Annotated in this window: 5 protein-coding genes and 1 pseudogene; all 6 read left to right on the top strand. The window is 66.4% G+C overall.

The features are described from left to right. The first annotated feature begins 1 nt into the window (after position 1). Positions 2-1,504 (top strand): aldehyde dehydrogenase family protein, encoded by a 1,503-nt coding sequence (locus WAW17_RS31825; protein WP_422336818.1) that lies wholly within the window; start codon positions 2-4, stop codon positions 1,502-1,504. After that, a complete protein-coding gene (locus WAW17_RS31830) occupies positions 1,501-2,337 on the top strand; it encodes an SDR family oxidoreductase (RefSeq protein ID WP_422336819.1) in 837 nt (278 codons plus the stop codon). Before WAW17_RS31825 ends, WAW17_RS31830 begins: the two co-directional genes overlap by 4 nt. Before the next feature lie 49 nt (positions 2,338-2,386). Next, the gene (locus WAW17_RS31835) at positions 2,387-3,454 is read left to right on the top strand and encodes a BtrH N-terminal domain-containing protein (RefSeq protein WP_422336820.1); all 1,068 of its coding nucleotides are present in this window, start codon (positions 2,387-2,389) and stop codon (positions 3,452-3,454) included. Positions 3,455-3,537: 83 nt separating this feature from the next. Beyond that, positions 3,538-5,169, top strand: a complete 1,632-nt coding sequence (locus WAW17_RS31840) for a fatty acid--CoA ligase (RefSeq protein WP_422336821.1) — start codon at positions 3,538-3,540, stop codon at positions 5,167-5,169. A gap of 288 nt (positions 5,170-5,457) precedes the next feature. Next, the gene (locus tag WAW17_RS31845; RefSeq protein WP_422336822.1) at positions 5,458-5,988 is read left to right on the top strand and encodes a PaaI family thioesterase; all 531 of its coding nucleotides are present in this window, start codon (positions 5,458-5,460) and stop codon (positions 5,986-5,988) included. After that, a pseudogene (locus WAW17_RS31850) lies at positions 5,985-6,281 on the top strand (cytochrome P450); the annotation flags it as partial. The gene WAW17_RS31845 and the pseudogene WAW17_RS31850, both read left to right, overlap by 4 nt.

A 6,281-nucleotide genomic window follows, 5' to 3' on the forward strand; every position in this document is an offset into this window, starting at 1 on the left:
CTTGGACGTGCGTAACCCGGCCGACGGCCGGCTGGTCGCAACCGTCCCCGTCGATGATCGCGAGACCGTGAACGGCATCGCGGCTGACCTCCGCCGCGCTCAGGTCGGGTGGGCCGAAGCAGGCCCGCGGCAACGCGCCAGATGGTTGCATCGCTGGCGGGACTGGATCCTCGCTCACACCGACGAGCTCACCGACCTCCTGCAAGCCGAAACGGGCAAGGTGCGCCCTGACGCCCTGGTGGAGACGACAGCATCGTGCGAGTTCATCACCTACTACGCCAACCATGCCGAGAAGTTTCTCGCCGGCGAGCAGGTCAGGTCCTCGGGTCTGCTGAGTCTGCCGAAGCGGCTGTCCAAGACCTACCACCCGTACCCGGTTGTCGGGCTCATCACGCCGTGGAACTTCCCGATCACCCTCTTCCTCATGGATGCAGCGCCCGCGTTGGCTGCCGGATGCGCGGTCCTGGCGAAGTCCTCGGAAGAGACGCCACTGACGTGTGCGCGGGTCGTCGAGGGCTGGCACGAGATCGGTGCCCCTCCGGTTCTGGCGCATGTTGTGGGTGCCGGCGAAGCGGGTGCGGCAGTGGTGGACGCCGCTGACTTCGTGCAGTTCACCGGCTCGACAGCCACCGGGCGGGCGGTCGCGATCCGCTGTGCCGAGCACTTGAAGCCGGTGAGCCTGGAGCTGGGCGGCAAGGATCCGGCGATCGTGCTGGAGGACGCCGACCTTGCTCGTGCGGTGGAGGGGATCGCGTGGGGCGGCCTGTTCAACGCGGGGCAGGTCTGCATCTCCGTCGAGCGGGTGTATGTGGTCTCTGAGATCTACGACGAGTTCGTGGCCCGGCTGACGCACCGGGTGCGGTCCCTGGCCCAGGGTGCGGCGGCAGGTGACGACGTGGGTGCGATGGTCACTGCGAGGCAGGTCGAGATCGCCGATCGCCACGTCAGCCAGGCAGTGGCGGCGGGTGCGCGGGTCCTGGCCGGCGGAACCCGGAGTGCGGTCGGGAACTACTACGCTCCGACCGTCCTGGTCGGCGTCGACCACACGATGGCCTGCATGACCGAGGAGACCTTCGGCCCCACGATCCCGGTGATGCGGGTCGCGGATGAGGACGAGGCCATCCGCCTGGCCAACGACTCGGCGTACGGCCTGTCTGCGACGGTGTGGACCCGCGACCATGCTCGTGCGCAGCGCATCGCGCGACGTCTGGACGCGGGTGCGGTCAACATCAACGACGTCTTCAGCAACCTCTTCGCCACCACACTGCCGCACAGTGGATGGAAGGCCTCAGGTATCGGTGCGCGGCTCGGCGGCGCCTACGGGCTGCACAAGTACTGCCGGGTCCAGGCGGTGACCGAGCCGCGGATCCCTGTCCTGGCACGAGAACTCACGTGGTACCCGTACACCTCCCGGCGTGCGGCCATCGCCGGAAGAGTGTTGCGCGCGGCAGCCGGTCGCGGCCTCCGGCAACGCCTCGGCCTGAACAAGGAGCACAGCAAGTGACGACGCACAGCCCCCACACCGCCGCCAAGACCGTGGCGATCACAGGTGGAGCCCGCGGCATCGGCTACCAGACCGCGAAGGAGCTGATCCGACGAGGCCACCGCGTCGCCATCGGCGACATCGACGAGGCACGTGCCAAGGAGACCGCCGCCGAGCTCGGGGTGAAGGTTGTCACCCGCCTCGACGTCACCGACCCTGACTCGTTCAGAGACTTTCTCGACCTGGTCGAGGGGGACCTCGGCCCCCTCGACGTGCTGATCAACAACGCGGGCATCATGCCCACCGGGCACGCCCACGAGGAAGACGACGCGGTGACCCGGCGGCAGGTCGAGATCAACGTCCTGGGAGTCATCTTTGGGACCAAGCTCGCCCTTCAGCGGATGCTGCCGCGCCGTGCCGGGCACATCATCAACACCGCATCACTGGCCGGCGAGCTCGCCGTGCCCGGTCTGGCGACCTATTGCGGCACCAAGTTCGCGGTCATCGGATTCACGGAGGCAGCACGACTGGAATACCGCAAGTCCGGGGTCCAGCTGTCCACCGTCCGGCCCACGTTCACCAACACCGAGCTCGTTGCTGGGACAGCTGGAGCCAAGGGACTGCGCAACGCCGAGCCCGAGGAGATCGCTCGAGTGACAGCCGATCTAATCGAGAACCCGCGTCCCTTCGTGCGCGTCACCCGCCTCGCGGGCGGCATGGTCGCGGCGATGAAGTTCGTCCCCGGACGGCTGGCCGCCAGGCTCGGATCGGCCCTGGACACGGACTCGGTGTTCCTCGACGACGTCGACATGGGGGCCCGCCAGGCCTACCTGGACAGAATCCGGAACAACTGACCTAGTCTTCGAACCCATCGTCCGCCCATCCACCCGAAGAGGAAGTAACATGCCCCGCAGGACCCTGATCAAGGACTACCCCCATCAGATGGGTGGGCACTGTGGTTCTGGCGCAATGCGGGATCTTCTGCACTGGCATGGTCTGGGGTGGGACGGACCGCCCGATGAAGGTCTGGTGTTCGCGCTCGGCGGCGCGCTGGGGCTAGCGTACCTCCCATCGAGCGACCTCGTTCCACCGCTGTATCTGGTGGGACGAGGCGCCGACTTCGAAATCGATCTACCCCGCCGGCTCGGCGGACAGGTCCACGTTCTCACCACCGACGATCCCCGCGAGGGCTGGTCGTGGGTTCTCGACGAGATCGACGCAGGCAGACCCAGCCTGGTGTGGGGCGACATCGCCGAGCTGCCGTACCTGCGGGTCCAGTTACAGATGAGTCGCCACGACATCGTGGTGATCGGCTACGACGAGGCCAAGGGGATTGCCTTTGTCGTAGACAATGACCGCGCCGAGGTGCAGGAAGTCCCGCTCGATGCCCTGGCTCGGGCGCGGTCTTCGACGTCCTTCCCACAACCGACGCGCCACTGCACGTACCGCATCACCTGGCCGGGCGCGCTGCCGGACGTGGCGAGAGTGGCGGCAGAGGCATTTCGCCAGTCCGCGGCCAGCATGCGCCGCCCGTCGCAGCCGGGGATCGTCGATCTCACGACAGCGGCGGCCGGGGCCGAGGGCTTAGCTGCGGTCGCGCAGCTGGCGGCCGACGTTCGGACCTGGGCCGACCTTCCGGTAGGCGACCTCGAGATCCTCCTGTTCAGCCTGAGCGCTTTCATCGAGAAGGCAGGCACCGGCGGCGGGCTGTTCCGCCGGTTGCTCGCCGATGGCTGCGCGGATGTCGCACGTCTGACCGGTGACCTCGCCACCGCAGACCTCGCTGTCGCCGCCAGCCGTTGTGCGCAGGCATGGACCGAGACTGCACGTGCCGGGATCCAGCGCGACGTTGATGTGCGAGCTCGCGTGGCCGGGGTGGCCATGGCGGCTAGCCGGCTGCCAGAACTCGAGTTGGACCTGGTCGAGTCCCTGGAGTTCGCTTCAAGCTCGCTGACGGCTGCAGATCGCTGACAGCCCACTAGTCCCCGGGACGCTCGGCGAATCGATCTCCGGATCGCTGTTCGTTCGAAGGCACTCTTGAATGAAGGAATGTTATGCAGAGCACGATGATGAACGTCCCGTTGACAACTGCGGCGATTCTGCGCCACGGCTCGAGTGTGCATGGCTCGGCGACCGTGCGGACCTTGCAGCCCGACGGGAGCGTGAAGGTCGGCACGTTCGCCGAAGTCGGACGGAGGGCCGCCCAGTTGGCCAACGCGTTGCGCGGTTGCGGGATCACAGGCGATGAGCGTGTTGCGACCTTTATGTGGAACAACCAGGAGCATGTGGAGGCCTACTGCGCGGTGCCCTCGATGGGCGCGGTGCTGCACACCCTCAACCTACGTCTCACCTCAGATCAACTTGTCTACATCGGCAACCACGCCGAGGACCGGGTCGTCATTCTCGATGGAAGCCTGGTCCCCCTGCTGGCCCCCGTGCTGCTGCAGCTCACCAGCGTGCACACCGTCGTCGTGACCGGCGAGGTGGACCTCGCCCCGCTGCACCGTGACGGGCTCATGGTCGTGGGTTACGAGGAGTTCATCTCCGCTCAGCCCGAGACGTTCGACTGGCCCGACCTCGATGAGCAGTCAGCAGCCGCCATGTGTTACACCTCCGGCACCACCGGCAACCCCAAAGGTGTCGCTTATAGCCACCGGTCGACCTACCTGCACTCGATGGCGGCCTGCGCCGCCGACGGACTGCGAGTCAGCTGCGATGACCGGATCCTCGCCATCGTGCCGATGTTCCATGCCAACGCCTGGGGACTAGTCTATGCCGCCCTCATGGCAGGTGCCGACCTGCTCATGCCTGACAGGTTTCTACAGGCCGAGCCGCTGGTGCGGCTCATCGACGCCCAGAAGCCAACCGTCGCAGGCGCGGTCCCGACGATCTGGAACGACGTCTTGAACTTCTTGGAGGCTAACCCCAGCTACGACGTCTCCTCTCTCAGCCTGGTCGCCTGCGGTGGCTCCGCAGTGCCCGTTCACCTGATGGAGGCCTTCGAGGAGAAGTACGGCGTGCAGGTCGTCCAGGCGTGGGGAATGACCGAAACCTCGCCGCTGGCCGCCATCGCTCGTCCGCCGGCATCGCTCGACGTGCAGGAGCGCTGGCGCCTGCGCGCCACCCAGGGCCGTCCGGTTGCAGGAGTGGAGCTGAGGATCGTCGACGACGCGGGCAATGAGCTCCCGCACGACGGCGAAGCGGTCGGTGAGCTGCAGGCGCGCGGACCCTGGATCACCGGCTCGTACGTCGGCGAGGAGCATGACGGTGAGAAGTTTCAGGAAGGTTGGTTGCGCACCGGCGACGTCGGGCGGATCGATGAACGCAGTTTCGTCACGCTGACCGACCGCACCAAGGACGTGATCAAGTCCGGCGGGGAGTGGATCTCCTCGGTCGAGCTCGAGCTGCTGCTTGCCGGTCACCCCGACGTGCTCGAGGCATCTGTGATCGGGGTGCCGGACGAGAAGTGGCAAGAACGTCCCCTCGCGGTGATCGTCGTACGTGACGGTCGCGAGCCCACACCTGCTCATCTGCGCGACTTCCTCGACGGCAAGGTCGCCAAGTGGTGGCTGCCTGAGCGATGGTGCTTCATCTCCGAGGTACCCAAGACCTCGGTCGGCAAGTTCGACAAGAAGCGCCTGCGCTCCCTGCACGCCGAAGGAGAGCTGGCCGTCATCGAAATCTAGGAATCCTCTCCAGCCGGAGATCTGGGTAGGACGGAGCAGAGAATTGATACGCGAGGCGGGAAGTTCTCACGACCCCGGCGACCATCGCGCGCACTACGGCACCGGTGAAGGAGACGCCCAGGAAGATGGGGCAGTGATCTCCCGGTGGACGGCACACCTCGCCCTGGCCAAGGTGGAGTTGGGCCAAAGGCTGCCACCGCGCTCCCCGGAGTGCGCCAGGTGTATTTGCATAACGGTCACACTCGAGACCGGTGTTGGGCGCGGTTTCATCGACAGGAAGGTCTGACCATGGGCAAGGCTTCGGATGCGGTCGGCGGGTCGTCCGACCCCGACATGGAGGACTGGGTGCGCTCGTTCCGGCTCCTGGAATCTGGCTCGCCTGAGTTGCCGCCCCACCATCCCAACTGTCTTGGTTGCGGGCCGGCGAACCCGCACGGGCATTCCCTGTCGGTACGGCGTTGCGGAGACGGCGTCGTTGCTCACCACCTTTTCGACCAGCGTCACGTAGGAGCGCCCGGGATAGCACACGGCGGCGCGGTGGCGACCGTAATCGACGACCTGTTCGGCTTCCTGCTCTACACGGTCGGCGAACTCGCCGTGACGCGCCGGCTCGACCTCGACTATCTCGCGCCGGTTCTGCTCGCCACTCCCTACACCCTGCACGCCGATATACGGTCTCGCGATGGCCGGAAATTGAATCTCGCGGCCAGGATGGAGGATGTAGAGGGTCGCTCGGTCGCCACGGCGACCGCCCTGTTCATCGTGGTCGAGGTCGAACATTTCCTGCAGTCGCAGGCGAATACTAGGAGGCAGGCATGACCGTACCGACCGAGAGGGAACTGCTCCTGGACGCCTTGCTCACCGATCACGGCGCAGCCGGACCTTACGAGGCGTTCCGACGTCTGCGGGAGACGCGACCCGTCTTGGTTACACGATCGGGGGTGCTGGTGTTGAGTCGCTACGACGACTGCGCGGCGGCGCTCCGCGACCGCAGCCTCGGCAAGGCCGACGAGTCGCTGGGCTTCGGCTTGTCCGAGATCCCTGAAGAGTTGCAACGTCGGGCCATGCATCGATTCCGGCGCACCATGCTGTTCCGCAACCCCCCTGACCAC

Origin of the sequence: Rhodococcus sp. (in: high G+C Gram-positive bacteria) (genome assembly GCF_049286785.1) — a bacterium.
In the GTDB taxonomy this organism is placed as follows: Bacteria; Actinomycetota; Actinomycetes; order Mycobacteriales; family Mycobacteriaceae; genus Rhodococcus_F.